This window comes from Promicromonospora sp. MEB111, from assembly GCF_030209445.1.
Lineage (GTDB): Bacteria > Actinomycetota > Actinomycetes > Actinomycetales > Cellulomonadaceae > Promicromonospora.
This window is the reverse complement of record NZ_JARVSD010000011.1, coordinates 224,113-250,000: the sequence shown is the minus strand read 5'-3', so window position 1 is coordinate 250,000 and position 25,888 is coordinate 224,113. Positions and strand designations below refer to the sequence as shown.

Below are 25,888 nucleotides of genomic sequence, written 5' to 3'. Positions count from 1 at the left end.
AAGGACATGACGGCATCGGACGAGGCGCTCCTCGCCGGGATGGCCGCGGACGACCCGGACGCGGCGGCCGTCTTCGTGCGCCGGCACCAGGCACGGGTGTACGGGCTGGCGCTCTTCGTGGTCGGCATCCCCGCGGTCGCCGAGGAGGTGGCGCAGGAGACGTTCGTCCGCGCGTGGCGGCACGCCGACGGGTTCGACCCCCGGCGGGGCCGCGCGACGACGTGGCTGCTCGCGATCGCCCGGCACGCCGCGATCGACGTGCTCCGGGTGCGGCGCGATGTGCCCGTCGACCCCGTGGTCATGGCGGAGCGGATCACGGCCGAGACCGTCGCCGACCCGGACCTGCTCGCGGACCGGGTGGCGACCGGCACCACGGTGGACGCCGCACTGGCCCACGTGCCGCGGGAGCAGGCGACGGCGGTGGTGCTCGCGGCGGTCTTCGGGCTCAGCGGCGCGGAGATCGCGCGGCGGACCGGCGTGCCGCTGGGGACGGCCAAGACGCGTATCCGGCTGGGGCTGCGGCACCTGCGCGACGAGCTGGCGAGCAGCCGGGAGGAGGAGCGGCCATGAACGGGGCGAACGGGAACGGGGCGGACACGAGCGGGAGCGGCCGCTGCGCGGAGCTGCGCGACGCACTCACCGAGGTGGCGCTGGGGGTCGCCGACGGCGCCACCCGGGCCGCCGTCATGGCGCACCTGGCGACGTGCGACCGTTGCCGCGACGAGCTGTCGTCGCTGGCCGACGCGGCCGACGAGCTGCTGCTCCTGGTCCCGGAGCGCGAGCCCCCGGCCGACTTCGAGGGGCGCGTGCTGGCCCGGCTCGCGGCCGGTCCGGCACGGCACGACACCGAACCGACGAGCCACGTTCCCGGTGCTCCGTCCGATCCGGGCGCCCAGGACGGCCCGGCGACACCCGGCCCCGCGACCGTCCGGCGGCACGGCGCCCGGCGCGCCGTCCTGGCCGCCGCCCTCGGGGCGGGGCTGCTCGTGGCGGGCGGCGCGGGCGTGTGGGTCGTGACGGCGCCGGACCGGGAGCTGGCCGCGTCGTACCGCACGACGCTCGACACGGCGCACGGCCGCTACCTCACCGCCGCCGACCTGGTCGCGACCGACACGACGGACGGTTCGGCGGACGGCTCGGCGCAGTCGGTCGGCACCGTCTTCCTCTACGAGGGCGACCCCTCCTGGGCCTCCGTGGTGGTGCGCGACGCCGGGCCGGCGCCCCGCTACGACGTCACCGTGGTGGTCGCGAGCGGCACGGACGATCCGGACGCCGTCGCCCCCACCCCGTACGGCAGGGGCATCCACGCGACAGAGCCGGGCCACACGACCTTCGACCGCAGGGCCTCGGAGGCCGGCACCCCACCCGGCGCAGGCAACCCAGGCAGCACCGGCGCCGTCCGCCCCGCCAACGAGGACACCCGCGAGATCGACCTCGGCTCGTGCGTCGTCACGACGGGCACCTGCTCGACGGGCGGGATCCTCGACGTCCCCGTGCGCGACGTCGTCGCGGTGCGCCTGACGACCCCGGACGGCGAGACGTGGGCCACGGCGATGCCCTGACGCCCGACGGCGGAACTATGCGGTGAGGCCTCCGCGGACCACCAGGCGCGGCTCGACCAGCACGTACGCGGCCTCCTCGGCCGAGTCGCGCTGGTCGCTCCGCAGGACGACGCCGCCCGTGGGCCCCATCAGCAGGTCCAGCACCCCGGCCGCGACCTGCTCCGGGAGCTGCTCCACGCTGCTGATGCCCAGCGCTTCGGCGGCCGGCGTGTTGTCGAACCCGACGACGGGCAGGTCCGGCCGGCCGAGCGCCGTGGCCGCCAGGTGCGCGCCGATCGCCAGGGAGTCGCTGACGCACACGACGGCGTCCACCGCGGGGTCGGCCGCGAGCGCCGCCCCGGTCAGCTCGCGGGCGAGGCCGACGCTCTCCTCGGTGTGCCAGCGAGGGCCGGCGGACCCGGCGTCGGCCATCGCCTCGCTCCAGCCGCGGGCGCGGTCGTCGCCGGTCCCGGACCCCTCGGGCCAGCCGAGGAACGCGATCTTGGGACCCGCCTGGTCGAGCAGGTGGCGCGTGGCGGCGTGGGTGCCGGCGGCGCCGTCGACGTCGGCCCAGGAGTGTTCGCCGGCGCCGTCGCCGTCGGACCGCCAGGGGCGGCCGAACGAGACGAACGGGACGCCGCGCTCGTGGAGCCAGGTAGTGCGTGTGTCCTCGTGGGACGTGCCGGTCAGCACGACGGCGTCGATCTCACCGCCGTCGACGAGGTCACCGATGCGCTCGATCTCCTCGGCGGGCGTGCGCGCGGCGTAGAGCAGGATGCGCATGCCGCGCTCGCTGGCGCGCTCGGTCAGGGCGTGGACGAAGCGGTCGAGCACCACGCCGGAGATGCCGCCCGCGTACGGGTCGAGCCGCACCCCGATGGTCGAGCTGCGCCGGGTGCGCAGGCGGCGTGCGGCGGCGTGCGGGCGGTAGCCGAGCTCGGCGATGGCGCGCTGCACGCGCTCGCGCGTGGGGCCGCGCACGATGTCCGGCGAGTTCAGGACGTTGGACACCGTCTGGCGGGAGACGCCGGCGGCGCGGGCGACGTCCTCCACGGTGGGGGCCTTGGTCATCGTGCCCCCTCCCCTGTGCCGTCGTGAGCTCTGCCGAAGTGCTTGCGCTGTCATGACCGGCCCGTCCTGCCCGGCACTGTCGTGAATGTTCGGAACGTCATCTTAGGTGCGTCGTCAGTACCACGGTCCACCTTGACACCGCACCCGAGCGCTCCATAGCCTCCTGCACAGCATAATTTGATCGTTCAAACTCCACCACATCATGAACCACGTGCCTCATCAAGGGAGAAGAGACATGACACGGCCCATCTCGCGGAAGCTCGTCGGAGCGGGCGCCCTGCTCGTCGCCGGCGCGCTCACGCTCACCGCCTGCGGCGGCTCCGGCTTCGAGGACACCGCCGAGGAGCCCGCGGCGGGCGCCGCGGAGCTCACCAGCTCCGACGACCCGCTGTCGATCCTCATCGGCTCGTCCGGCGACGCCGAGACCGACGCGGTCACCGAAGCCGTCGCGGCGTGGTCCGAGGAGTCCGGCGTCGAGGCCGAGGTCCAGGTCGCCAGCGACCTGCCCCAGCAGCTCTCGCAGGGCTTCGCGGCCGGCTCACCGCCGGACCTGTTCTACCTGGCGCCCGAGGCGATCGCCGGCTACGCCGACAACGGCTCGCTCCAGGCGTACGGCGACCTGCTGGCGAACAAGGACGACTTCTACCCGTCGCTCGTGGAGAACTTCACCGTCGACGACACGTTCTACTGCGCGCCCAAGGACTTCTCGACGCTCGGCCTGGTCATCAACACCCAGCTCTGGGCGGACGCCGGCCTGACCGACGCCGACCTCCCCACCACCTGGGACGAGCTGGCCACGGTTGCCGAGAAGCTGACCACCGACGACCAGGTGGGCCTCTCGTTCGGCGCGGAGTACCAGCGCGTGGGCACCTTCATGGCCGAGGCCGGCGGCGGCCTCGTGGTCGACGGCGAGCCGGTCGCCAACAGCGAGGGCAGCGTCGAGGGCCTGACCTACGTGCAGTCCCACCTGAAGGACGGCACCTTCGCGTACGCGGCCGACCTCGGCGCCGGCTGGGGCGGCGAGGCCCTCGGCAAGGGGCTGGCCGCCATGGTCATCGAGGGCAACTGGGTCACCGGCGCTCTCACGAACGACTTCCCCGACGTCGAGTACACCGTCGCCGAGCTGCCCGCCGGCCCTGCCGGCCAGGGCACGCTGCAGTTCACGAACTGCTGGGGCATGGCCGCCGACAGCCCCAACCAGGAGGCGGCGCTTAGCCTGGTGGAGCACCTGACGAGCACCGAGCAGCAGCTCGCGTTCTCGGAGGCGTTCGGCCCGATGCCGTCCATCGAGTCGGCTGCCGCCGACTGGACCAGCGCCAACCCCGACCTCAGCGCGTTCCTGGACGGGGCCGCCTACGCGCAGTTCCCGCCGAACTGGGCCGGCGCGACCGACGTCATCACCGACCTCAACGCGCAGCTCGAGTCGCTGGAGTCCGGTGACCCGCAGGCGATCCTCGACACGGCGCAGTCGAACCTCGAAGCGATCGCCGAGTAGGCACGGATGTCCGTCCTCGCGTCGCCGCGTGACGCCGCGCCACGCCGTGCCGGGTCCCCTCGCGGGATCCGGCACGGCGAGGCCGTGGCCGGCTGGCTCTTCACGCTGCCCGTCCTGGTGATCCTCGGCGTGTTCCTGCTCGTCCCGGTCCTGATGGCGCTCTGGGTGAGCTTCTCGGACTGGTCCGGGCGCGGCAGCCCGCTCTCCTCCGGCGTCGGCTTCGTGGGGCTGGACAACTACGCCGCCGTCACCACGGGCGGCGGCCTCGCCGAGCGCGACTTCGGCGTCGCGCTGCGCAACAACGCCTGGTACGTGCTGCTGGTCGTGCCGCTGCAGACCGGCCTGGCCCTGTTCCTGGCGGTCCTGGTCAACCGCGCGGTGCTGCGGGGCCGTGGCGTGTTCCGCACGGCCTTCTACTTCCCGTCCGTGACCAGCTCGGTGGCCATCACGGTGCTGTGGCTGTTCCTGTTCTCGACGTCGGGCGTGGTCAACACGATCCTCGCCCGGGTCGGTATCGCCGGGCCCAACTGGTTCAACGAGCCGAGCGGCGTGCTGCACAACCTGCTGGGCGCGCTCGGCGTGCGGACCGGACCCGACGTGCTGACCCAGCACGGTTTTCTCGGCGTGACCTGGTGGGACTGGCTGGCCGGGCCCTCGGTGGCCATGTCGGCGTTCGTGCTCATGGCGATCTTCACGACCAGCGGCACGTTCATGCTGCTGTTCATCGCCGGCCTGCAGAACATCACCCCCGAGGTCGAGGAGGCCGCGATGGTCGACGGCGCGAACGCCTGGCAGCGGTTCTGGCGCATCACGCTCCCCCAGCTCAAGCCGACCCTCTTCACCGTGCTGACCCTCGGCCTGATCGGCTGCTGGCAGGTGTTCGACCAGATCTACACCGGCACGCAGGGCGGCCCCGGCAAGACCACGCTGACGCCCGCGTACCTCAGCTACCAGTCGGCGTTCCTGTCCCAGGAGTGGGGCCAGGGCGCGGCGATCGCGTTCATCCTGTTCGTCATCATCGTGCTGCTGACCATCCTGCAGCGCTGGGTCCTGCGCGACCGCCCCGACGTGCCGCGGCGGGTCCGACGACGCGGCCGTGCGCCTTCTGCCACTGTCACCTCGACGACGGAGGACGCCCGATGAGCCGCATCACGCGCCGTCCGCCGCCGCCCACGCGCCACCGCATGCCGCGCAAGGCGTTCGCCTGGCAGCTCGGCCTCTACGCGCTGCTGGTCCTGCTGGCGCTGGTCTACGTCTACCCGTTCCTGGTCCAGCTCGCGACGTCGGTCAAGACCGAGGCGGACGCCGCGGCCGACCCGGTCTCGCTGGTCCCCGACCCCCTGACCTGGGCCGCGTACGGGCGCCTGTTCCTGCGCTCCGACTTCCCGGTGTGGTTCGCCAACTCCGCCGTCGTCACGATCCTCGTGACCGCGGGGCGCGTGTTCTTCGACTCCCTGGCGGGCTACGCGCTGGCTCGCCTGACCTTCCGCGGACGCGGCGTGGTCTACGCGGCGCTGGTCGCGGTCATGGCGGTGCCCACCGTCGTGCTGCTGATCCCCAAGTTCCTGGTCATCAACCAGCTCGGCATCTACGACTCGTACGCGGGCATGGTGCTGCCGCTGCTGGTCGACGCCGCGGGCGTGTTCATCATGAAGAACTTCTTCGAGTCCGTCCCCCGGTCGGTCGAGGAGCAGGCACGCATCGACGGGGCCGGCACGTTCCGGATCTTCTGGTCCGTGGTGCTGCCCATGGCCCGGCCCGCGCTGGTGACCATCGTGATCCTGTCGTTCCAGGGCTCCTGGAACGAGCTGAGCCACTTCATCGTCGCCGCACAGTCCCCCGAGCTGACGACCCTCACCAAGGGCGTCGCGTCGCTGGCGAGCGGCCAGCTCAGCCAGGGCAGCCAGTACCCGATCAAGCTCGCCGCCGCGGCGATCATGACCATCCCCGTGGCGGTCGTGTTCTTCGTGTTCCAGCGACGCATCATGAACACCAGCGAAGGAGCCGTCAAGGAATGACGCCGTCCACCACCCCACCCCTGCAGCCGCTGCTCAGCGACGCCGTCATCGCCCTGCGCGCCCCGACCCAGGTCTGGTCCGGCCGGGACGGCGACCTGGGCGCCGCGCCGATCGACGGCGTCTACCACGGCGACGTCCGGCACGTGCGCGAGCTGGTGCTGGAGTGCGCCGAGTCGGACGTCGAATACATCTCGGTCGCCCCGGACAGCGCCTCGCACGTCGTGTTCGGCGGCCTCCTGCGCGGGGCGGACGACGCCACGCCCGACCCCAAGGTGCGCCTCGTGCGCGACCGGCGGGTCGCCGACGGTGTGCTCGCCGAGACCTGGACGGTCGCGTCACACCTGCCGTCCGCGACGCGCGTGACGCTGCGGCTGCGGCTGCGTCCGGACTTCGCGACCCTGCACGAGGTCAAGGCGGGGATCGCGGGCGCGGCGGGTTCGGACGGCGGCGGGGGCGGCGACGCCCCGGTCGTCACGGTGGCGCCGGGCTCGGCAACGGCGCGCTCCGGCAGCGCCTCCTCCACCCTGACCGCCGAGGGCGCCACGGTGACCTCGGGTCCGGGCGGCGCGATCGAGGCCGTCTGGGCCCTGGACGTCCCGGCCCACGGCGAGGCGGCGGCGGTCTGGTCGCTCGCCCTGCACGACGACACGATGGTGGTCCGGGGGGCGGACGGCGCCTGGCCCGGCGCGGCCCGGATCGCCGTCCCCGACGGCGCCGACCCTCGCCTCGGCCGCTGGCTCGACACCGCCCTCGACGACCTCGACGCCCTGCGGCTGGCCCTGCCCGGTCACCCCGACGACGAGTTCTTCGCCGCCGGCGCGCCCTGGTTCTTCACGCTGTTCGGCCGGGACGCGATCTGGGCCGCCCGGCTCGCGCTCCCGCTCGACGTCCGCGTCGCGGCCTCCACGCTGCGCGTCCTGGCCCGCCTGCAGGGCACCGCCCACGACGTCGAGACCGCCCAGGAGCCCGGCAAGATCCTGCACGAGCTGCGCGCCGCGCCGCTCGAGATCCCCGGCGAGGGCGTCGTCCTGCCGCCGCTCTACTACGGCAGCGTCGACTCGACGCCGCTCTGGGTGTGCCTGCTCGCCGACGCCTGGCGCGCCGGCATGCCCGACGACGAGGTCGCCGCCCTGCTGCCCACGCTCCGCGGGGCCCTGACCTGGCTGCTGGAGCACGGCGACAGCGACGGCGACGGGTTCATCGACTACATCGACCGGTCCGGGCGCGGGCTGGCCAACCAGGGCTGGAAGGACTCCGGCGACTCCATCCAGTGGCGCGACGGCGCCCTCGCCGACGGCCCGATCGCGCTCTGCGAGGTCCAGGGGTACGCGTACGAGGCGGCGCTCGCGGGGGCCGAGCTGCTGGAGGCGTTCGGTCCGGCGGGAGACGCGGCGTCGGGCCCTGAGGCGGCGGGCACCTCGCCGTCGGGCGGCCTGAGCCCGACCGGGCTGCGCGCCTGGGCCGCGGACCTGCGCGCCCGGTTCGCGGCGTCGTACTGGGTCGAGACCCCGGAGGGCCGGTACCCGGCGGTCGCGCTGGACCGGGACAAGCGTCCGGTCGACACGCTGACCAGCAACATCGGGCACCTGCTCGGCACCGGCATCCTCGACCCGGTCGAGGAGGAGCACGTGGCGGCCCTGCTGCTCGGTCCGACGATGTCGACCGGGTTCGGCATCCGCACCATGTCGAGCGGCGCGGCGGGGTACTGGCCGCTGTCGTACCACGGGGGCAGCGTCTGGACGCACGACACCGCCATCGCGGTGCACGGCATGCACCGCGCGGGCCTCGCCGACCAGGCGGAGCGCGCCGTGGTCGGACTGCTGGCCGCGGCCGAGGGATTCGCGTACCGCGTCCCGGAGCTGCACGGGGGCGACCCCGCGACCCGCTCCGGCGTGCCCACGCCGTACCCGGCGGCCTGCCGCCCGCAGGCCTGGTCGGCGGCCGCGGCGATCACCTGCCTGGCGGTGTCGGGCGCGCGGGCGGGCGCTGTCGCCGTCTGACCCGGATCTCTGAAAGGTCCGCCGCGGAGGTCTCGCGGCGGACCTTTCCCGTGGTCCGGGACGCCAAAGGTAATCTTTCGTCATGAACCGGGTGACCCTGCAGGACGTGGCGGATCACGCCGGGGTCTCGATGAAGACCGTGTCCAACGTGGTGCGCGGCTACCAGCACGTGAGCCCGCGGATGCGCGAGCGCGTGCAGGCCGCGATCGACGAGCTGGGCTATCGCCCCAACCGGACCGGCCGCAGCCTCGCCACGGGCCGGTCGAGCATGCTCGGGCTCGCCTTCCCCGACCTGCGGCGGCCGTACTTCGCGGAGCTCGCGCACGTCTTCGCCCGGGTCGCCGAGTCGCGCGGCTACCGGCTCCTGCTCGCGGAGACGGGCGCGACCGCGGACGGCGAGCGCTCCGTGCTGCGCGACCCCGAGGCCGGAATCATGGACGGGATGGTGCTCCAGCCGCAGGTCCTGACAGCCCGGGACCTGGACGACCAGCGCCACGGCCTGCCCATCGTCTTCCTGGGCGAGGACCCGCAGCCCGACGGCGCGGACCAGGTGGCGATCGACAACGTCGCCGCGGCCCGCGACGCCGTCGGGCACCTGGTGCGCGCGGGACGACGCCGCATCGGGTTCCTCGGCCACGAGACCGACCGGATCTCGTGGACCTCCACGCTGCGGATCGAGGGCTACCGCGCGGCACTTGTCGACGCGGGCCTCCCCGTGGACCCGGCCCTGCTCGTGACCCGGCGGCAGGACGGCGACGCCCGCGACGCCGAGGAGGCCCTCAGCGCCGCGCTGGACGCCGGGCTGCAGCTGGACGGCCTGCTGTGCCGCGACGACCTCGCGGCGATCGGCGCCCTGCGCGCGCTGCGGCGGCACGGCCTGGACGTCCCGGGCGACGTCGCCGTGATCGGCTGGGACGCCATCGAGCTGGGTGCGAGCACCGCACCGAGCCTGACGTCGGTCGCGCCCGACACCCGGGCGCTCGCGGAGCGGGCCCTCGACCTGCTGCTGGAGCGCCTGGAGGGCTACGCGGGCCCGGGCCGCCACGTCACGGTGGGCCACACGATCCAGTTCCGCGAGAGCGCCCCGGAGCTGCCGGCGTAGCGGGAGCCCCTCGCCCGGCGGCCGCCCGGTGAGCCCGGCGGCCGCCCGGTGAGTTCGGCGGCTCTCGTCCAGGTCGGCACTCTCCTGCCCAGGTCGGCAGTTTGCATCGAGGTCGGCACAGGCCTGTGCCGACCTCGATGCAAACTGCCGACGCCAATGCGAACTGCCGACCTCGCGCACTCAACGGCCCGTCACCCGCTCACAGGACGCCGCCGACGGGCGCCCAGATCGGCAGGTAGCTCGCCGAGGTCGGCAGGTTGCTCGGCGAGATCGGCGATCCGCACCGCGCGGTCGGCAGATTCCTCACCGAGGTCGGCAGGTCGCATCGAGATCGGCACAGGCCTGTGCCGATCTCGGTGCCAACTGCCGACGTCGATGCGGACTGCCGACCTTGCGCGCACGGCACCGGCGCAGTGCGCGTGGCCGCACAGCCGCCTACCCAGTCATTGGGCCCGAAACAGCCCTCATTTCGGGCCCATTGACTGGGTAGGCGCCGCGGCGTCCGACGACGGCATCCAGCGTCCGGTGCTGATGTCTGGTGCAGACGTCCGGTGCTGGCATCCGGTGCCGGCGTCCGGTGCCGGCGTCCGCAGACCGTAGGCGTGGATCTCTGTTGAGTGCCGGTTGGACTCAGCTGCGTTCAGCGCAGTCGGTCGGCGTTCACCGTGGCTGGACAGTTCGGCTCAGCCAGAACACCCAGGGCGCAGCCGGACGAAGTTCAGCCCAGGCGACACCCCTCGATTGTCCTCACGTTACCCCCGGCGGCTTCGACAAATCCCCCACACCAGTCAGCCCGTACTCACCGGCCCACACCAGTCTGCCGGTGCGAGGCAGTCTCGCCCGGGACGCCCGCCCGAGAGACCCGCACCGGGACGCCAGCACAGGACCGCTTCGCTCACGCGTGTGTCGGGTCGACGGCCGCGAGTTGCTCGACCAGCGCCGCGCGCACCGAATCCGGCAGGTCGACGGCGGAGAGCTCCGCGAGCTTCTCTCCCACCGTCCGCGTGCTGCTGACGATGTCCCAGGCCTCGAGCTTCTCCGGGTTGCTCGACTGCGCGCTCTCCAGGATGACGCGGGCCGCCTCGGTCCGGTCCGAGCCGATGCGCAGCGGCCCGCCCTCGACCCGGACCACGATCTCCGCCGTCGGCGGCGCGGAGACCTGGACGCTCCACCGCCCGTCGACGCCGTCCACCGCGACCACGGCACCGTTCACCGTCACGGGCCCCTCGGGCAGTCCGGCGAGGAACGTCACCGTCCAGTCCCGGTGTGCGGGCACCGCCGTCACGTCGCCGCGCACGGGCCCCACGCGGAACTCCCCGCGCTCGCGGTCCCAGCGCAGCGTGGCCGTCGTGGCAGGTCCGGCACCGGCCGCCGAGGCACCGCCGATCGAGGCAGCACCGTCCACCGACGCCCCGTCCGGCAACGCGGCACCGCCAACAGAGGCAACGCCGTCCACCGACGCGGCGTCGTCATCCAGCGCAGCACCAGCCGCTCCGTCCAGGCCGGCCGCTCCGTCCACGGAACCAGCCCCGCCGTCCTCGGCGTCCTCCACCAGCACGAACTCCCCCGACGCCCCCGGCGCCACGAGCACCTCCAGGGCCTCGGGGTTGCGGGTCGCGTCGAGGTCGGGGCCGGCGTCGAGCGGCAGGATGCCGCCCTCGCGCAGCAGCGCCGGGACGGACCCGAGGGTCCGGTGCATCTCGACGGTGCGTCCGCCCTGGTAGACGGCGTCGGTGAAGATGTCGGTCCACAGCCCCTCGGGGAGCCAGACCCGCACGCTCCCCCGCAGCGACGCGGCGTCCCGGGGCGAGGTGATCGGCGCGACCACGAGCTCGCTGCCGAAGGCGTACTGGTTGGGCACGCGGTAGGCCTCGGCGCGCCGCGGCTCCAGGTGGTACATCGGCCGCACGAGCGGCACACCGGCGGCTGCGCGGTGGTTCATGGTGTGCAGGTAGGGCACCATGCGGTGGCGGAACCGCAGCGCGTCCTCCATCGCGGACCGGTGCTCCGGCGGGAACACCCACGGCTCCTTGCGGATGAACGGGTTGTTCGCCGAGTGCAGCCGCATGATCGGCGAGAACACGCCGAACTGCACCCAGCGGGTCGCGAGCTCGTCGTCGCGCACGCCGCGGGTGTGCCCGCCGATGTCGTGGCTCCACCAGCCGTAGCCGATGTTGGCGGCGGTGGCGGTGAACTCCGGCTGGAACGCCAGCGACTCCCACGAGACCACGGCGTCGCCGGAGAAGCCGACCGCGTACCGGTGGCTGCCGGGTCCGGCGTAGCGGGAGAACGTCATGCCGGGCTTGCCGTCGCGGGCGGCGTCGAGGTGGTGGAAGTGGTTCAGCACCCACAGCGGGTCCACGCCCGCCGTCCCCGAGGTTCGGCCCTGCTGCCAGTCGATCCACCAGAAGTCGACCCCCTGCTCCTCCAGCGGGTGGTGCAGCTCCCGGAAGTACGCCTGGAGGAACGCCGGATCGGTCGGGTCGAACGGGATGGGCCGCTCGGTGTCCGGGTCCACGCCCAGGGCGCGGGCCATGGCGGGGTAGGCGTCCTCGAAGGCGCGGACGCCGTCGGCCGGGTGCAGGTTGAGCGTGGTGCGCAGCCCGCGCTCGTGCAGGGCGCCGAGGAAGGCCGCGGGGTCGGGGAACAGCGTGGGCTCCCACGAGTAGCCGGTCCAGCTGCTGCCGAAGCGCTCCGGCACGGAGTCCACGCGGTGCCAGTCCATGTCGATCACGGCGACGGAGAACGGGATCCGCTCGGCCGCGAACCGGTCCATGAGCGCCAGGTACGACTCGTCGCTGTAGGGGTGGTACCGGCTCCACCAGTTGCCGAGCGCCCAGCGCGGCAGCCGCATCGGGTGCCCGGAGACCCGGTACAGGTCGCGGACGGCGTCGCCGTACTCGCGGCCGAACGCGAACACGTACAGGTCCTGGCGGCCGGGCACGCGGGAGCCCACCCAGCCGTCGTCCTCGAACAGGAACGACGCCGAGTCGTCGACCACGCCGATGCCGTCGCGCGACACGACGCCGGGCTCCAGGTCGGCGCGGCCGTCGACGTCGTCCAGCGTGCGGGCCGTGCCGCCCAGGTCCCACGTGGGCTCGCCGTACCGCCAGCGCCCCGAGTCGCGCCCGAGGATCTCGACCACGAGGCCGCTCGCCGAGAACTCCCCGCCGTCGTACCGCAGCCGGGCGCGCGCCGTCGTGAGCACCACGCCCTCGCCGACCCGCTCGACGGCGAAGTCGGCGGGCGGCAGGTCGCGCCGGATCGCGAACGTGGAGGCGCGGTCCTCGAACCCGCCGTCCGCCGAGCGCTCGACCCGGAAGACGCCGTCGCTCAGCACGGTGATGCGCCAGCCGGCGCCGTGCACCTGCTGCTCGCTGCGTGCGCGGGGCGCCGCCTCCGGCAGGGGCCGGACGACGGACAGGCTGTCGACGATCTCTGACATGGAACTCCTCGGTGCTTGTCTCAACTCAGCTCTTGACGGCGCCCTGCGTCACGCCGCTGATCACCCAGCGCTGCGCGAACAGGTAGGCGACGATCGTCGGCGCCATCGCCATGAGGTACGACGCGAAGGCGACGTTGTAGTTGGTGCCGAACTGGCTCTGAAAGATGTTCTGCACCACGGGCAGGGTCTGCAACGTGGGGTCGGACATGATGAGCGACGGCATCATGAAGTCGTTCCAGGACGCCAGGAACGCGAAGATTCCGACCGTAGCGTTCATGGGCCCGAGCAGCGGCAGGATTATCCGCCAGAAGATCTGCCACGTGCTCGCGCCGTCGATCCGCGCGCTCTCCTCCAGCTCGATCGGGATGGAGCGCAGATAGGCGGTGTAGAGCAGCACGCTGAACGAGAGCTGGAACATCGCGTGCAGGATCCCCACACCCAGCGGGTTGTCCAGGCCGGTGAGCGCCGTGAGCTGGATCTGCGGCAGCGCGACGACGGGGAACGGCAGGAACAGCGCCGCGAGCAGGTAGACCATCGACCACCGGAAGAACCGGTGCGACCAGTTCCGGGCGATGGCATAGGCCGCCAGCGAGCTGAGGAACAGCGTGAGCAGCACGGCGATCGCCGCCACGGCCAGCGAGATGCCGAACGAGACCGGGAACCGCGTGAGCGACCACGCCTCGGCGAAGCTCGCCGGGTGGAACGGGGCCGGCAGCGAGAACGCGTTGCCGTCGGCGGACTGCGCGCTGGTCTTGAACGCCATCGACAGCGTCACGTACAGCGGCACGAACACCGTGAGCGTGGCCAGGCCGAGCAGGATCGTCAGCGGCCAGTTCGTGCGGTGCACGCGGCCGGCGTGGGCCGGGCGCGGGGATCGGACGGACGGGCGCGGTCCGGCCGCGCGGGGTGCTTCGACGGTGGTCACAGCTGGACCGCCCTTCCACGGGTGGCGATGATCTGGGCGACGGAGATGAGCGCGGTGACGATCAGGAACACCGTGGCGTTGGCCATCTGGTAGGCGTAGTCGCCGCCGGTGAAGCCGCCGAAGATCGTCATGGCGACGCTGCTCGTGGCCGTTCCGGGCCCGCCGCCGGTCAGGCCGACGATGACGTCGTACACGCCGAGGTAGCCCTTCACGCCGAGGATCGTGTTGATCAGGATGAAGCCCGCGATGAGCGGCACGGTGATGGACCGGAACTGCCGCCAGGGCGTGGCGCCGTCCAGGGCGCTCGCCTCGTACAGATCGCTCGGGATGGACGTCAGCCCGGCCGTGTAGACCAGGAGCGCGCCCGGGATCGTCTGCCACGCGGAGACGATCACGATGGACAGCCAGGCCAGGTCGGGGTTGCCGAGGATGCTCTCCTCCAGCGGCCCGAAGCCGACCGCCGTCGCGATCGCGGGCAGCGAGTTGGAGAACAGGAAGTTGAACACGTACGCGACGACGATCCCGGAGACCACCATCGGGATGACGAACACCGTGCGCAGCGTGGTCGCGAACCGGATGCGCCGGGTCAGGGCGACGGCGAGCGCGAGCGCGATCACCTGCGCGACGACGACGGTGACCAGCGCGAACCCGAGCGTGAACCCGTACGACTCCAGGATGCGCGGGTCGCTGAACAGCGCGGCGTAGTTGCGCAGGCCCAGGAACGACCAGTCCCCGAAGCCGACGTAGTCGGTGAGGCTGTAGAAGATGCCGATCAGCGCGGGGACGATCACGAAGGCCGTGAAGATCAGCAGCGTCGGGACCAGGAATACGTAGTACAGCGGCTCGACCCGCCGTCCGGTCGCGCGACGGCCCGTGCGCCGGGCCGTCGTCGGGCGTCCGGCCGTCGTCGAGCTCTGGTACATCGTTGTGTCAGTCATACCGTGGCCTCCCGTCCGGCGAGCCGGCGCCAGTCGGCGTCGAGCTGGCGGAGCATGCCCTCGAAGTTGCCGGAGCGGATCGCGGACTGCAGGTAGTTGCCGAGCGGGATCGACGTCGGCACGAACGTCCCGGCCCCCTGGTAGAAGGCGGCGCGGTCCACGTAGTCCTGGAGCCCGGCCAGACGCTCGTCCTGCTGCGGCGGGGCGTCCTTGAGCGTCGAGTACGCGAGGTTGTCGCTGTTGTAGGCGTTGATGATGTCGGGCCGCATGAGGAACTCGACCAGCTCGCGCGCCTCCTCCTGGTGGGCCGACGCCGTCGGGATCCACAGGCCCAGGTCGATGTTGACCCGCGCCTGTCGCTCCTCGGGGTTCTCGGAGACCGGCAGCGCGAAGGTGCCGATCTCCAGGTCGGGGTCGACCAGCGCGATCTGGCTGAGCGCCCACGGACCCTGGAGGTACATGGCGGCCTCGCCCTTGCCGAACGCGAGGTTGCCGTCGGCGTAGGCCCGCACCGCGTGGTCCTTGTTGAAGTACGACGAGATCGTCTTGGCGCGCTCCATCGGCAGGGCGAAGTCCTTCTCGAAGGAGACCTCCGAGTCCGGCCCGACGTCGGTGCCCAGCTCCTTGAGCCGGCGGAAGAACTCGCCCGGCGCCACGAGGCTGCCCACGGAGTAGTCGAACAGGCCCTGCCAGAGCGTCCAGGTGTCCCGGTCGGTCGCGTAGACCGGCGTGATCCCGGCGCGGGTCAGCTCCTCGCAGACGTCGACGAACTGCGTCCACGTCTCCGGGACGGGCAGCTCGTGCTCCGCGAAGATCTTCTTGTTGTAGATGACGCCGGCAGCGGCGAGCGAGTACGGCAGCACGCTGGTGCGGCCGGGGTACGTGGCGTACTGATCGGTGAGCTCGCCGATGTCCGTGCGGACCGCCTGCGCCGACGGCAGGTCGGAGAGGTCCCCGAGCACGCCGCGCTTGATGTAGCGGGCCAGCTCCAGGTTGTCGTTGAAGCAGCCGACGTCGGCGGGTTCGTTGCGCACGAACTGCGGGGCGATGGCGACGGTGCTGTCGTGCACCACGGCGATGCCCGGGCGCTCCTTCTCGAACCGGCGGAGCAGCTCGTCGAAGTAGGCGATGACCTCCTGCTTCTGCTCGTAGAAGCGCAGGGTGGTGCCCCCGCCGGACCCCGCCGAGGCCGACGCGCACCCCGCCACGCCGAGCGCGACCAGTGCGGCCGAGCCGGTGAGAAAGGACCGTCGGCTCAGCGATGAGGGACGACCTGAACCTGGACTCACGCTGCATCTCCCATGCTCGAACTCCGTTGCTCGCTGCGACCGTCGGAATTTACAGCGCTGTAAATGATCCGTCAAACGTCCGGGGGTTCGATTCGGCCTGACGTGGCAGGATCACCGGCGAGGGTCCAGGGAGGTCCAGATGAATACCGCGCCACCGCCCGTGCGCACCAGCGAGCGCCTCATCGCGTTCCTCGACGCCGCGATCGCCATCGCGCTGACCCTGTTGATCCTGCCGCTGATGGAGAGCGTGTCCGAGGCGGTGGGCGAGGAGCAGACCCTGGGCGACTACGCCGCCGAGCACAGCTGGCAGCTGGTGGCGTTCACGCTCAGCTTCGTGATCATCGCGATGTTCTGGCGCATGCACCACGGGATCCAGGCGCCCGACACGCCGCTGACCCAGCCGCACCTGACGCTGCAGCTCGCGTGGCTGTTCACCATCACGGTGATGCCCGTGGTCACGGCGCTGACGGGCGGTCTGGACACGGACCGGGCGCTGGTGGCGTCGTACATCGGCAACCTGGCGGTGAGCGCGTGGCTGCTGTTCGTGATCGCCGTCGTCGAGCGCCGCGACCGGACGGCGGCCGGGCTGCCCGTGGCCGCCACGCTCCCGGCGACGCCGCTGGCCGTCGCGCTGCTGTTCACGCTGACCCTGGTGCTGGCGCTGATCGTCCCGTCGTACACGTGGCTGTTCCTCATGGCGCTGTCGGGTCTGGTCCGGGCCATGCTGGTGCGGTTCAGCGTCGTGGGGCGGGACCGGGCGGCCGACGGCGGCGCCGGCAACCCGGCCGGCGGCGTCGTCGGGCACTCGTCAGGAATCGAGAAGCACACCCCGCCGTCCGCTCCCTAACGTGGTGGGCATGGCAAACATCGACTCCGTCACCCTCGAGGTGGCCGACCCCAGCACCGCCCGTTCCTTCTACGACGCCGCCTTCGGCCTGGGCGAGGACCGCCTCGACCTGCGCGCCGGCGAGACGCCCAGCACCGGGTTCCGCGGCTTCCACATCTCCCTCGTCTCCGACCAGCCCGGTGACGTCCACGCCCTGTTCGACGCCGCCGTCGGCGCCGGAGCCACCGTGCTCAAGCCCATGGCCAAGTCCATGTGGGGCCACGGCGGCGTGGTCCAGGCGCCGGACGGCACCATCTGGAAGATGGCGACGTCCGCCAAGAAGGACACGCGCCCGGCCGAGCGGCGGTTCGACGAGATCGTGCTCCTGATCGGCGCCGAGGACGTCTCGGCGAGCAAGAAGTTCTACGTAGGTCACGGCCTGACGGTCGGCAAGAGCTTCGGTTCCTACGTCGACTTCAAGATGGGCTCCAGCCCCATCGGTTTCGGCCTCTACAAGCGCGCCGCGCTGGCCAAGGACGCCGGGGTGCCGCCGGAGGGCACGGGCTCGCACCGGCTCACGGTGGGTGGCGACCTCGGTGAGGTCACGGACCCGGACGGGTTCGCGTGGGCGTGAGCCCGGCTTCGTCGGTGAGGGCGCGCCGGTCGGGCCCGTCGTAGGCGGACCCGACCGGTCAGTAGCTGTTCGGCGCCTTGACCGACTGCCAGTGCCACGGCTCCGGGTTGCGCCCGGACGGCTCGGCGAACGGCGGGTGCACCCAGCCGTAGGCCTCCGCGTTGGCCTTCAGCCAGTCGTACTGCGCCGACCCGAACGCGGCCACACCACCGCCAATGTCGATCGCCAGGCCCGTGCCGTGGTTGGAGCAGCCCGGCGGCGCGGCGGTCTTGGACGACGGGTCGTACAGCGCCTCCTGCTCCGCGTAGGTGCGGTAGGAGGAGTTGATGGTCATGTTCACGCCGAACTCCGCCGCGTAGGCGGCGTTCAGCTCGGCCAGGGCCCCGACGACGTCGGAGCGCACGTAGTGCCCCGAGGCGAACGGGATCTGGGCCAGCTCGGACGACGACAGGTGCCCGTTCTCGGCGGACCACACCTGGTCGGGCTCGGGGCACGAGCCGGCCGGAGCGGTGTCGGTGTCGTCGGTCGTGCCCGCGTCGTCGCCCGGGTCGGTGTCGGTGTCGTCCGCACCGGGGTCGGTGGCGTCAGTCTCGGCCTCGGGTGCGTCATCCGCGGTCTCCGCCGACACCGCAGCAGCGGCCTCCTCGATACCGGCCGTCGCCTCGGTCAGGGCCTTGGTCAGCCGGCTGGCGTCGCCAAGCACGTCGGCGCTCGCCTCCGATGCCGCGCCGGCCTCGGCGCCGGCGGCCTGAACGGTGCCGGCCTGCGCCGTCGCAGCGGGAGATGCGTCCGCCTGGATGTCCGCCGCAGTCTGGGCATCTGTCGCGGCCTGGGCCTCCGCCGCCCGCGCGAGCAGCTTGTCCGCCTGGGCGGTCAGATCGCCCCCGTCGTCCAGCGCGGCGCGTAGGGCATCCCGCCCGGCTGCGTCCGCGGTCGACTCCGCGTGCACCTGCTCGCCGTCGACCATCGCCGTCTTCAGAGCATCCCGGGCCGTCTCCAGCCCGGATACGGCTCGGGCCAACCGGGCCTGCCGCCCCGAGGCGGCGACCGCAGCGGTCGCCTCGCGCAGCGCGGCGGTCACGGCGGGCACGTCGACGTCGAGCGCGGCGCTCGCCTTCAGCAGCGCGGTGGCCTCGGCCTCCGTGCCCGACGGCGACGTGGTCACCGACTTCAGGGAGGTCACCGCCCGCTCGGCGTCCTCGATCGCCGTGTTGAGCGCACTCCGCGTGGACTTGTCCGCGGCCTTGCCGTCCGGGCTCTTCAGCACGGCCCGGGCGTCGTCCAGGTCGGTGGTGAGGGCGGTCTGGAGCGACACGCTCTCGGCGATCGCCGCCTGCGCCCCGGCCACTGCGGACGGCGGGTTGGTCGCCTCCGGTTCGAACACGTCGAACGCGTAGGCGCTTCCGGCGGCGACGACCAGGCTCGTCACGGCCGCGACGATGCCGATCGTCCACCGCTTGCGCCTCCGCTCCGAGGCGCGCGTGCCCCGCCGAGGCCGCGGCGACGTGGGAGGCGCCGGCGGCTCGGGCCAGAGGGGGGTCTGGGTCAGCACCGACGAAATGTACCGTCGGCGCGAAGCAGGCGCAGGCTAAATGGCGTCACGTCCCCGCGAGCGCCCCCGCCACCAGCGTCCGCAGCGCCGGCACCACGTCCTCCTCGAACCAGGGGTTCTTCGCCTGCCAGCGGAAGTTCAGCGGCGACGGATGCACCAGCGGCACGGTCTCCGGCAGGTACTCCTGGTAGGCCCGCACGGTCTCCGTCAGGCTCTTCTTCGCCCGGCCGCCCAAGTAGTGCTTCTGGGCGTAGCTGCCCACCAGGACCGTGAGACTGCGGCGCGGCAGCTCGGCGAGGATCCGCGGATGCCACCGCTCCGCGAAATCTTTGCGCGGCGGCAGGTCGCCGGACGCCCCCTTGCCCGGGTAGTAGAAGTCCATCGGGAGGATCGCGAACAGGTCAGGGTCGTAGAACTGCTCGTCGGTCACCCCGAGCCAGGACCGCAGCTTCACGCCGCTGGCGTCGTTCCACGGTGTGCCGCTCTCCTGGGCCTTGCGGCCGGGAGCCTGCCCGACGAGCACGATCCGCGCACCAGATGCCACCGAGTAGAGCGGCTCGTAGCCGAGCTCGGCCGCCCACGCGTTGGACGGGTCGGCGACGATCTCCGCGCGGATCAGGTCGAGGGTGCTGGCCACCGGCCCAGTCTGTCCCCCGTGCGAGCTACCCGCGAGTGTCCACCCTGCGGTGACGACCGCGGACCTGGGAATTCATAGCGTTCGGGGTACCCCGCGGCGCCCGGCCGCGGCCCCTTCCCAAGGAGTCATCGTGCGTCTGGTGTGGCAGCTCATCGCGATCCTCGCGGTCTCGTTCCTCGGCGGCCAAGGCCTCGTGGCGGTCCAGGACAGCCCCTGGCTGACGCTCGCCGTCGGCCTCGCCACGGCCGTGGTCGGCGTCGTCGTCTACACGTGGGTGGTGCGGCTGACCGAGCGCCGTCCCGTCATCGAGGTGGCCCTGAAGGGTGCGGCGCCCGCGCTGACCTGGGGCACTCTGCTCGGCCTCGGGCTGTTCGGCCTGGTCATCGTGAACCTCGCCCTTCTCGGCAGCTACACCGTGCACGGCCTCGGCTCGCCGCTCGGCGCCCTGGGGCTGGTCGGCTTCATGGCCGCCGCTGCCGTGACCGAGGAGCTCATGTGGCGCGGCGTCCTGTTCCGGATCGTCGAGGGCTGGACCGGCACCTGGATCGCGCTGACGATCACCGGCCTGCTGTTCGGCCTGGCGCACCTGCTCAACGCCAACGCCACCCTGTGGGGCGCCATCGCCATCGCCATCGAGGCCGGCGGCATGCTCACCGCCGCGTACGTCGCCACCCGCAAGCTCTGGGTGCCGATCGGCCTGCACCTCGGCTGGAACATCGCCGGCAGCGCGATCTTCAGCACCGAGGTCTCCGGCAACGACACCCCGCAGGGCCTGCTCGACGCCACCACGCAGGGCCACGTGCTGGTCACCGGCGGCACCTTCGGCCCCGAGGGCAGCCTCTACTCCGTGGTGTTCTGCGCGATCACCGCCGCGATCTTCCTCGTGATCGCCCACCGGCGCGGCCACATCGTGCCGGTCCGCCGCGCCGCCCGCGCCGAGGTGGCCGCTAGGCTCCCCCGGTGATCGAGCTGAGGCAGGTCCCGGGCCGGTGGCGCCGTCTCGACGTCACGGTCCGGGACCTGCCGCTCGCCCTCGGCCTCGCCTGCGCGGCATTCCTGCCCGCGCTGCGCGACTACGGCACCCAGGTGGGCGAGCTGCCCGCGCGACCCCTGGACGGGTGGGCCGTGCTGGTCATCGCCCTGGAGTGCCTCCCCCTCGCCGTCCGACGGCGGTGGCCGGCCCTCACCATGCTGCTCGTCGCGGCCGGCTTCGCCGCCGGCCAGGTGTTCGGCTACCACTCGTTCGCGGGCAACGCGGTCGGCATCGCGCTCGTCAGCACGGGCGCCCACCTGGGCCGACGGCGGCGCGTGGTCGCCGCCGTCCTGACCGTCGGCTACGTGGCGCTCGCGGTCACCCTCGACCAGCTGACCGGCGCCGAGCGCGTGGACGAGTTCGTGACGTTCTACCTGGCGATGGCCCTCGCCTGGGGCATCGGCGCCTGGCTGCGCTCCACGCGGGCGGCCGAGGCCGAGCGCCGACACCGCGTCGCCGAGGACACGCTGACCGCCGAGCGCACCCGCATCGCCCGCGAGCTGCACGACGTGGTGACGCACCACGTCACGGCGATGGTGGTGCAGACCGAGGCGGCACGCTACCTGACGGCGGCGCCCGACCGGCTGGAGCAGACGCTGGACGCCGTCACCGACACGGGCCGGCGCGCCATCGCCGACCTGCGGCACCTGCTCGACCTGCTCGATCCGGGGCACGACGGCGCCGCCCGGACGCCGTCCGCCGCCGAGGTGCGCGTGCTCGTGGAGCAGACGCGCCGGGCCGGGCAGCCCGTGGACCTGACCGAGGTAGGCGAGCCGGCCGGGTCGGCGGACAGCGCCGGGCTGACCGCCTACCGGGTGGTGCAGGAGGCCCTGACGAACGCGCTCAAGCACGCGCACGGCGCCCCGACGACGGTCGCGGTGCGACATGCCGAACAGGAGGTCGTCGTGGAGGTCAGCACGGCGGGGCAGGGTGCCGGGGCGGTATCCGGCGGATCCCCGGGGGTCGTGGCCCCGGCCGCCGTTCCCGGTGGCAGCGGCCGGGGACTGGCCGGCCTCCGCGAGCGCGTCGAGGCCCTGGGCGGCGAGTTCGGCACCCAGCGGCTGGACGACGGCGGCTTCGTCGTCCGGGCGCGCGTGCCCCGCACGTACTCGGCGGCGGGGAGCCGGTCGTGAGCGCGGGCGCGGTCCTCACGGGCGACGCCGCGAACGCTCCGGTCCGCGTCCTGGTGTGCGACGACCAGGCGCTGATCCGCACCGGCTTCGCGACGATCATCGACGCCCAGCCCGACCTGGAGGTGGTGGGCGAGTGCGCGGACGGGCGCGCCGCCGTCGACCTCGCCCGCCGCCTGGAGCCGGACGTCGTGGTGATGGACGTGCGGATGCCGGTGCTCGACGGCATCGAGGCGACCCGCCTGCTCGCGGGCGCGGGGGTGGAGCGCCCGGTGAAGGTGCTCGTGGTGACCACGTTCAACCTCGACGAGTACGTCTACGAGGCGCTGCGCGCGGGGGCCAGCGGGTTCCTGCTCAAGGACGCCCCGGCGGGCCAGCTCCTGCAGGGCATCCGGACGGTCGCGAGCGGCGCCGCGCTGCTGGCCCCCGAGGTGACCCGGCAGCTCGTGGGCCGGTACGCCGCCCGGATCCGGCCCGCCGAGAACGCCCCCGCCCACACGACCCTGACGCCGCGCGAGCTGGAGGTGCTGCGCCTGATCGCCGACGGCCGGTCCAACAGCGAGATCGCCGCGACCCTGGTGATCAGCCAGGAGACCGTCAAGACCTACGTGTCGCGGCTGCTGGCCAAGCTCAACCTGCGCGACCGCGTGCAGGCCGTCGTGTACGCGTACCGCACGGGCCTGGTGACCTGAGCGGCAGGGCCGACGTCCGCGGGTCCGGGTGATCTCTCGGCGCCGGGCGGTGGCGCCCACGGCCCGGACGTACGTTGAAGGTCCGGAGGGCGGACCGGGTCCGACCGACCTACCCGGACGCCCTTCACCACAAGGAGGTGGTGAACATGAGGCGTGTCATCCTGACGTGCGTCGTCACAGCGGGGCTGACCCTCGGCGGTGCCATGTCGGCCATGGCGGGCGAGACCAACGGCAACGGTGACCCGATCCCGGGCGCCCACCAGGCCAGCTCGGCCTGCGCGTTCTCGGGTCGGGACCTGCCCGACGCGGAGGAGAACCAGCCGCCCGAGTTCAACGACGACTTCGTCACGGACGGACGGGTCCAGAGCTACGGCAAGTACGTGAGCCACGGGCTGAAGGCCGCCGTGCCCAGTCCCGGCCAGGCGTGCCGCGGCAACGTCGACTTCGAGGGCTGACGTCGACACACGGCCGGCGTCTTGCCCGGCGACCGCCATCACCTTTGAGGCCCGGGTTTCTCCACTTTCGAACCGTCGAAAGCGGAGAAACCCGGGCCTCAAAGGGGAGTGTCAGGCGCAGTCCGCCGCCGGGTAGCCTGCCGTCAGGCCGGGCTCGCCCCGCTTCGCGACGGTGACGCTCCCGGCCTCCAGCGCCGTGGACTTCGTGCTGACCACGGCCGATCCCGTGCGGCCCGGCGCGACGTCCCGCACCACGCGCGTGCCGAACGGCGTCCGGATCTCGACGTCCGCCCTCCGGTCCCCGGTGTTGCGCACCGTGGTCACGAGCTGGGCCTGGTCGCGCCCCACGCACCGCGCCGCCACCTCGGGCACGACGGCGGTGGTGCGCGCCCCGACCCCGAGCGCGGGGATCTTGAGGTACGAGCCGGGAGTCGCGAACGTCAGGCGCACGGCCGACGCCCAGACCGGCTCGAACTCGACCAACACCGGCGTGCCGGTGGCACCGGGCACCACGTCCTGGGCCGTGGTCGGGTGCCAGGTGCCCGCGGCGTCGCGGTACTCGACGCCCACGTGCGCGATCGTGCCCTCGGTGGTGGTGAAGCCGACCCGGTCGACGGCGCGCGGCTCGGCCGGCTCCACCGTGAACGTCACCTCGTCCCGGCCGGCGCTCCCGGACCACGTGGACCAGGACGTCGATGCGTTCCCGTCGCACGCGTTGGCCGCCGGCAGGGTCTCCCACTCCGTCTGGTGGAAGCTCGCCGAGACGGTGGTGCCGTCGGCACGGCAGAGGTCCTCGACGTCGTCCGCGCCCCAGACCTGCACCTCCGAGACGGACTGCCACGTGTTCGTCGCCGTCGTCAGGCGCAGGCGCAGGCCGTTCGTGCGCGGCAGGCCGGAGACGTCGAGCACGGCGACGGGCGCGGACGACGCGGCGTCCTGGGCCAGGTCGACGCTGATGTCCGTCGTCGTCCAGGCTCCTGACGCGTCGAGGTACTCCGCCGCGACGGTGGACGGCCAGCTCGCGCCCGCACCGTCCTTGTACGTGTGCACCACCACCTCCGTCAGGTCCTGCGTGAGCGGCCAGGTGAAGGACAGCCAGCTGTTGCGGGGGTAGCCCGACGACGTCCAGTCGTCCCAGCCCTTGCCCTTGACGTTGCCGTCGACCACGGTCGGGGCGAGGTTCGCCCGGCTGGAGGCCGCCACGGACGCGCCGGGCGCGAGGTTGGCGATGCCGTCCTCGTGCACCTCGACGGTGCGTGTGAAGGTGCGGCCCGCCGTGAAGCCGTCGCCGGCGGCGAGCGTGCCCGTGAGGGTCTGGGTGCCGCGCTCGTCGAACGACGTGGCGCTCCAGGTCACCGCGACGTCCGTCGTGACGCCGTCGACCTCGACCGGGACGGCGTCGGGCAGGGCGGCACCGAAGTCCTCGCCGGGCGCCACCTGGTCGGGCACGCCGTCCTCGACCACGCGCCAGATCTTGGTGCCGGCGCCCTTGTCGTCCCAGTAGCTCTCGTCCCAGCCGGCGCCCCAGCGTGCCGGGTCCTCGGTGGCGGGGTTACGCATCTCGGCCCGGCCGTTCTCGCCGATCGTGATCGGGAGCCAGACGTAGTTCGAGTTCGCGGCCCCGGCGTTCCACCGGTCCCCCATGTAGACGAACCGGCCGCCGCCCAGGTCGAGCACGTTGGTCGACTGCGAGCCGAAGCTCGTCCGCCGGGTATCGCCGACCGACAGGAGCCCGTCGCCGCCCTCGGGGATCGCGTTGTACGCGACGTTCTCGTGCTGGTCGCCCGCCTCGACGCCGCGGATCCACGGCCCCAGGACGCTGTCGGCCGTGTAATAGGTCTGCGGGTTGGGGGCCCAGCCCGTCGCGCCCGACGCCACCGTGTAGTACCTGCCGCCGTGCTGGAACAGCGCGGGCGCCTCCAGCACGCCGCACTCCTTGACGATCTGGAAGTCCTCGCCGCGCACCGGAGCGGCGGCGGTGCCGTCCGCGAACAGGTACGGGAAGCGGCCGTCCTCCGAGTACTGCCCGGCGTCCGCCATGTCGACGTCGGTGGTGTGCGTGACGTTCGTGTAGTCGGCGTCGAGCTCGGCGATGTAGAGGGAACGGTTCTCCTCGGAGGAGTAGACGATGTACGCCGTGCCGTCGTCGTCCTGGAACACCGTCATGTCCCGCGCCTGTCCGGGCACCGCGGCGGAGATGCACGCCTGGTAGTTGGTCCGGTTCGGCATCCGGTAGACGCCCGTCATCCTGAACGGCCCGGTGGGGCTGTCCGAGACCGCGACGCCCGCCATCGAGCGCGCGTACATGCTGCCGCCCACGGTGCGCTGCCCGTCGGAGTGCCACCACAGCACCCACTGGTTCGTCTGCTCGTTGAACAGCACCTTGGGACGCTCGAAGATCGTCGTGTAGTCGGCGGCCTCATCGGTGTTCAGGTGGTAGTCCAGCTCCGCGATGCGGTCCGCGCGCGGTTCGCCGGCGTCGTCCACCGTGTCGTAGAGGGCGTCGAAGTAGTCCGACTCCAGCTCCGCGGCGTCGGACACCGAGCGCAGGACGACGCCCTCGTCGGTCCAGTTCCTCGTGTCGTACGACTTGTAGGCGTGGACGCCCGGGCTGCCGTAGTAGCCGTTGCTGCGGTCCTCGCCGTACCAGTAGTAGACGGTCTGCCCGGCCTCCTCGCCCTGGACCACGGACCCGGCGTCGACGCCGAGCGCCTCGGCCGAGACGGACACGACCTGGCCGCCGTGGGCCTGGATGTGGTTGCCGGCGTCGTCGAGCCAGGACGGCGTGAAGTAGTCGGCGGCACCGGCGCCGGGGTCGAGGATGGGCGAGTAGGCGGAGTAGGCGGCGGAGTCAGCGGTCGCCGCGAGGGGTGCGTCGTCGGTCGCCGCGGCGGAGGCGGCCGGGGCTGCCGCGGGCGCGGCGTCGCGCACGGCCGCGTGCCCGACGGCGGGCAGTGCCGGGACAGCGAGCGTCGCGGCCAGTGCGACGGCGAGCGCCGGGCGAACGGGTGCCGAGCGATCCGGGGCCGGGCGAGCGGGTGGTGCGGAGGGGCTGGTGCGCCGAGCGCGGCGAAGTCCCATGTCCGTCTCCTTCATCCTCGAAGT

21 protein-coding genes are annotated in these 25,888 nt (G+C 72.7%); 13 read left to right on the top strand and 8 right to left on the bottom strand.

The window, feature by feature from the left end; genetic code table 11:
- The first annotated feature begins 6 nt into the window (after window positions 1-6).
- Both QRN56_RS13860 and QRN56_RS13855 read left to right on the top strand, forming a co-directional pair.
- Window positions 7-570 (top strand): RNA polymerase sigma factor, encoded by a 564-nt coding sequence (locus QRN56_RS13860; RefSeq protein WP_285104148.1) that lies wholly within the window; start codon window positions 7-9, stop codon window positions 568-570.
- Complete coding sequence (locus QRN56_RS13855) at window positions 567-1,562, top strand: zf-HC2 domain-containing protein (RefSeq protein ID WP_285104145.1); 996 nt, start codon at window positions 567-569, stop codon at window positions 1,560-1,562. The genes QRN56_RS13860 and QRN56_RS13855 overlap by 4 nt, the downstream gene beginning before the upstream one ends.
- Window positions 1,563-1,577: 15 nt before the next feature.
- On the opposite strand, the gene QRN56_RS13850 is transcribed toward QRN56_RS13855, so the two are convergent.
- Entirely contained in the window at window positions 1,578-2,612 is a 1,035-nt protein-coding gene (locus QRN56_RS13850; RefSeq protein WP_285104143.1) for a LacI family DNA-binding transcriptional regulator, read from the bottom strand.
- Between the two features lie 235 nt (window positions 2,613-2,847).
- Here QRN56_RS13850 and QRN56_RS13845 point away from each other — a divergent pair, with 235 nt between their 5' ends.
- From QRN56_RS13845 to QRN56_RS13825, 5 genes are all read left to right on the top strand, one after another.
- Window positions 2,848-4,107 carry a sugar ABC transporter substrate-binding protein gene (locus QRN56_RS13845; RefSeq protein ID WP_285104141.1) on the top strand — a complete coding sequence of 420 codons (1,260 nt, stop codon included), beginning with the start codon at window positions 2,848-2,850 and terminating at the stop codon, window positions 4,105-4,107.
- 6 nt (window positions 4,108-4,113) lie between these two features.
- On the top strand, window positions 4,114-5,250 hold the full coding sequence (locus QRN56_RS13840) for a carbohydrate ABC transporter permease (protein ID WP_285104139.1): 1,137 nt from the start codon (window positions 4,114-4,116) through the stop codon (window positions 5,248-5,250).
- Window positions 5,251-5,291: 41 nt separating this feature from the next.
- The gene (locus QRN56_RS13835) at window positions 5,292-6,125 is read left to right on the top strand and encodes a carbohydrate ABC transporter permease (protein ID WP_285104397.1); all 834 of its coding nucleotides are present in this window, start codon (window positions 5,292-5,294) and stop codon (window positions 6,123-6,125) included.
- The gene (locus QRN56_RS13830; protein WP_285104137.1) at window positions 6,122-8,125 is read left to right on the top strand and encodes a glycogen debranching N-terminal domain-containing protein; all 2,004 of its coding nucleotides are present in this window, start codon (window positions 6,122-6,124) and stop codon (window positions 8,123-8,125) included. Before QRN56_RS13835 ends, QRN56_RS13830 begins: the two co-directional genes overlap by 4 nt.
- 82 nt (window positions 8,126-8,207) lie before the next feature.
- Entirely contained in the window at window positions 8,208-9,227 is a 1,020-nt protein-coding gene (locus QRN56_RS13825) for a LacI family DNA-binding transcriptional regulator (protein WP_285104135.1), read from the top strand.
- Window positions 9,228-10,122: 895 nt separating this feature from the next.
- On the opposite strand, the gene QRN56_RS13820 is transcribed toward QRN56_RS13825, so the two are convergent.
- The 4 genes from QRN56_RS13820 to QRN56_RS13805 form a co-directional block, all read right to left on the bottom strand.
- A complete protein-coding gene (locus QRN56_RS13820; RefSeq protein ID WP_285104133.1) occupies window positions 10,123-12,672 on the bottom strand; it encodes a glycoside hydrolase family 31 protein in 2,550 nt (849 codons plus the stop codon).
- A 25-nt stretch (window positions 12,673-12,697) separates the two neighbouring features.
- Window positions 12,698-13,519 (bottom strand): carbohydrate ABC transporter permease, encoded by an 822-nt coding sequence (locus QRN56_RS13815; protein WP_502928798.1) that lies wholly within the window; start codon window positions 13,517-13,519, stop codon window positions 12,698-12,700.
- A 74-nt stretch (window positions 13,520-13,593) separates the two neighbouring features.
- Complete coding sequence (locus tag QRN56_RS13810; protein ID WP_285104129.1) at window positions 13,594-14,535, bottom strand: carbohydrate ABC transporter permease; 942 nt, start codon at window positions 14,533-14,535, stop codon at window positions 13,594-13,596.
- Window positions 14,532-15,824, bottom strand: a complete 1,293-nt coding sequence (locus tag QRN56_RS13805; RefSeq protein WP_285104127.1) for an ABC transporter substrate-binding protein — start codon at window positions 15,822-15,824, stop codon at window positions 14,532-14,534. The genes QRN56_RS13810 and QRN56_RS13805 overlap by 4 nt, the downstream gene beginning before the upstream one ends.
- Window positions 15,825-15,963: 139 nt before the next feature.
- Between QRN56_RS13805 and QRN56_RS13800 the strand changes: the two genes are divergently transcribed.
- Together QRN56_RS13800 and QRN56_RS13795 are read left to right on the top strand one after the other, a co-directional pair.
- On the top strand, window positions 15,964-16,671 hold the full coding sequence (locus tag QRN56_RS13800) for a TMEM175 family protein (protein WP_285104125.1): 708 nt from the start codon (window positions 15,964-15,966) through the stop codon (window positions 16,669-16,671).
- Between the two features lie 10 nt (window positions 16,672-16,681).
- Window positions 16,682-17,284, top strand: coding sequence for a VOC family protein (locus QRN56_RS13795; RefSeq protein ID WP_285104123.1), 603 nt, complete (start codon window positions 16,682-16,684; stop codon window positions 17,282-17,284).
- Between the two features lie 58 nt (window positions 17,285-17,342).
- Here the strand turns inward: QRN56_RS13795 and QRN56_RS13790 are convergent, their stop codons facing one another.
- Both QRN56_RS13790 and QRN56_RS13785 read right to left on the bottom strand, forming a co-directional pair.
- The gene (locus QRN56_RS13790) at window positions 17,343-18,836 is read right to left on the bottom strand and encodes a M15 family metallopeptidase (RefSeq protein ID WP_285104121.1); all 1,494 of its coding nucleotides are present in this window, start codon (window positions 18,834-18,836) and stop codon (window positions 17,343-17,345) included.
- 46 nt (window positions 18,837-18,882) lie between these two features.
- Window positions 18,883-19,473, bottom strand: a complete 591-nt coding sequence (locus QRN56_RS13785) for a uracil-DNA glycosylase family protein (RefSeq protein ID WP_285104119.1) — start codon at window positions 19,471-19,473, stop codon at window positions 18,883-18,885.
- A gap of 130 nt (window positions 19,474-19,603) precedes the next feature.
- Here QRN56_RS13785 and QRN56_RS13780 point away from each other — a divergent pair, with 130 nt between their 5' ends.
- The 4 genes from QRN56_RS13780 (at window position 19,604) to QRN56_RS13765 (ending at window position 22,783) form a co-directional block, all read left to right on the top strand.
- Window positions 19,604-20,437: a CPBP family intramembrane glutamic endopeptidase gene (locus QRN56_RS13780; protein WP_285104117.1), complete on the top strand. Its 834-nt coding sequence runs from the start codon at window positions 19,604-19,606 to the stop codon at window positions 20,435-20,437.
- Complete coding sequence (locus QRN56_RS13775; RefSeq protein ID WP_285104116.1) at window positions 20,434-21,639, top strand: sensor histidine kinase; 1,206 nt, start codon at window positions 20,434-20,436, stop codon at window positions 21,637-21,639. Before QRN56_RS13780 ends, QRN56_RS13775 begins: the two co-directional genes overlap by 4 nt.
- Window positions 21,636-22,328 (top strand): response regulator, encoded by a 693-nt coding sequence (locus QRN56_RS13770; RefSeq protein ID WP_285104114.1) that lies wholly within the window; start codon window positions 21,636-21,638, stop codon window positions 22,326-22,328. Before QRN56_RS13775 ends, QRN56_RS13770 begins: the two co-directional genes overlap by 4 nt.
- 146 nt (window positions 22,329-22,474) lie before the next feature.
- Window positions 22,475-22,783: a hypothetical protein gene (locus QRN56_RS13765; protein ID WP_285104113.1), complete on the top strand. Its 309-nt coding sequence runs from the start codon at window positions 22,475-22,477 to the stop codon at window positions 22,781-22,783.
- 111 nt (window positions 22,784-22,894) lie between these two features.
- Here QRN56_RS13765 and QRN56_RS13760 read toward each other — a convergent pair whose 3' ends face one another.
- Window positions 22,895-25,864 (bottom strand): glycoside hydrolase family 43 protein, encoded by a 2,970-nt coding sequence (locus QRN56_RS13760; RefSeq protein ID WP_285104111.1) that lies wholly within the window; start codon window positions 25,862-25,864, stop codon window positions 22,895-22,897.
- Window positions 25,865-25,888 lie beyond the last annotated feature (24 nt).

What these genes read in the sequence shown, in the direction of transcription:
- QRN56_RS13835 (WP_285104397.1), top strand. Translation starts at nt 5,292, where the DNA reads ATGCCGCGCAAGGCGTTCGCCTGGCAGCTCGGCCTCTACGCGCTGCTG.
- QRN56_RS13840 (WP_285104139.1), top strand. Translation starts at nt 4,114, where the DNA reads ATGTCCGTCCTCGCGTCGCCGCGTGACGCCGCGCCACGCCGTGCCGGG.
- QRN56_RS13765 (WP_285104113.1), top strand. Translation starts at nt 22,475, where the DNA reads ATGAGGCGTGTCATCCTGACGTGCGTCGTCACAGCGGGGCTGACCCTC.
- QRN56_RS13830 (WP_285104137.1), top strand. Translation starts at nt 6,122, where the DNA reads ATGACGCCGTCCACCACCCCACCCCTGCAGCCGCTGCTCAGCGACGCC.
- QRN56_RS13845 (WP_285104141.1), top strand. Translation starts at nt 2,848, where the DNA reads ATGACACGGCCCATCTCGCGGAAGCTCGTCGGAGCGGGCGCCCTGCTC.
- QRN56_RS13825 (WP_285104135.1), top strand. Translation starts at nt 8,208, where the DNA reads ATGAACCGGGTGACCCTGCAGGACGTGGCGGATCACGCCGGGGTCTCG.
- QRN56_RS13760 (WP_285104111.1), bottom strand. Translation starts at nt 25,864, where the DNA reads ATGGGACTTCGCCGCGCTCGGCGCACCAGCCCCTCCGCACCACCCGCT.
- QRN56_RS13810 (WP_285104129.1), bottom strand. Translation starts at nt 14,535, where the DNA reads ATGACTGACACAACGATGTACCAGAGCTCGACGACGGCCGGACGCCCG.
- QRN56_RS13860 (WP_285104148.1), top strand. Translation starts at nt 7, where the DNA reads ATGACGGCATCGGACGAGGCGCTCCTCGCCGGGATGGCCGCGGACGAC.
- QRN56_RS13820 (WP_285104133.1), bottom strand. Translation starts at nt 12,672, where the DNA reads ATGTCAGAGATCGTCGACAGCCTGTCCGTCGTCCGGCCCCTGCCGGAG.
- QRN56_RS13855 (WP_285104145.1), top strand. Translation starts at nt 567, where the DNA reads ATGAACGGGGCGAACGGGAACGGGGCGGACACGAGCGGGAGCGGCCGC.
- QRN56_RS13850 (WP_285104143.1), bottom strand. Translation starts at nt 2,612, where the DNA reads ATGACCAAGGCCCCCACCGTGGAGGACGTCGCCCGCGCCGCCGGCGTC.
- QRN56_RS13800 (WP_285104125.1), top strand. Translation starts at nt 15,964, where the DNA reads ATGAATACCGCGCCACCGCCCGTGCGCACCAGCGAGCGCCTCATCGCG.
- QRN56_RS13795 (WP_285104123.1), top strand. Translation starts at nt 16,682, where the DNA reads ATGGCAAACATCGACTCCGTCACCCTCGAGGTGGCCGACCCCAGCACC.